This is a genomic window from Vibrio sp. 10N.222.52.B7 (assembly GCF_041474275.1).
Lineage (GTDB): Bacteria > Pseudomonadota > Gammaproteobacteria > Enterobacterales > Vibrionaceae > Vibrio > Vibrio crassostreae_C.
The window spans coordinates 1-1131 of the sequence record NZ_JBFRTU010000104.1; the positions used below are offsets into that span (position 1 = coordinate 1).

The following is a 1131-nucleotide window of genomic DNA, read 5'->3' on the forward strand; positions in this document are numbered from 1 at the left end:
GTTAAGGTCTAGGTCTGGTGGCAACGACTTGAAAGCAGAGCTCGAGTTAGTCGCCTGAACCATCACATTATTCATCCAGTATTTTGGGATAAACTCCTCTTGTAAGTATCGATTCGCACTCTCCATATCGGTGATGTTGTGCAATCGAAGTTCAGGCACCAACCTATCTTGGAAGGTATCGAAGGAGCGCTCTATACGCCCCTTACCTTGAGGTGAGTTGGCGAAGATAATTTCAATACCGAGTTCCTCACAAGCTCGCTGCATTTGCGAGAAGTTGCTGCGTTTCGGCCCACCAAAGATCCCCGCTCTATCCACGTAAAGGGTTTTGAATATGCCTCGCTTTTCAATATAAGCTCGCATCACCTTCATGCAGCCCTCAGTGGTCTCTGACGGGAAGAACTGCGCATGAATATCACTGGTAGCATCATCAATAATGGCAATCAAACAAGACTTTTCATCACCAAACCAACGATGAGGGCTACCATCCATTTGCAGCATAAGCCCAGGCGACGGCATACGCTCTCGATACTTTCTCACTCGACTTCTACGTCGTTTAGAGCGCTTCACGTGGTGAATATCATGCGCCCAAGAACGTAACGTTTCACGCTTAATCGACAGCCCTTCATTTTTACTCAAAAGCTCTGATAGATGTTGAAGATTAAAGTCGTAGTACTTGGTTTGAATGAGGGCTTGGACCTCTTTCTTGAGTGCCTCAGGGATTTTATTGATGGGAGCACGACCAGTATTACCGTGAATCACGAACCGAATGCCTTCCTTGCGATAGCGGCTCAAGTAACGTTCAACGGTTCTCCGTGATTTTTGCAGTAATTGGGCTGCACTATTGATAGTCATTTTACCATCAATGACCTTGCTAATGATATCGACAGTAAACTGTGATTTTGAATCCATGTAGAACATCCTTAGCACCCTTTAAAGCTTATTTGATTACTTTAAAAAGTACGCTAATTCAGTCCCGTCAAAATCCCTCGGTAGTTATTGTAATGACAAAGTCGCTTGGTAATTAAGGTACGACAGAATCGCTTGGTGATCACAGTCGCAGAGCAGCTTCGTTCAACTCGTTTTTGGACAAAAACGCGTTAGACTCAAAACTCTAATTCACTTAACTGATAT

1 protein-coding gene is annotated in these 1131 nt (G+C 44.3%); it reads right to left on the reverse strand.

Annotated features, from left to right (window positions below):
• Positions 1 to 918: ISNCY family transposase (locus AB4512_RS20490; protein WP_372175498.1), on the reverse strand; the 918-nt coding region annotated here is incomplete at its 3' end.
• Positions 919 to 1131: the final 213 nt, after the last annotated feature.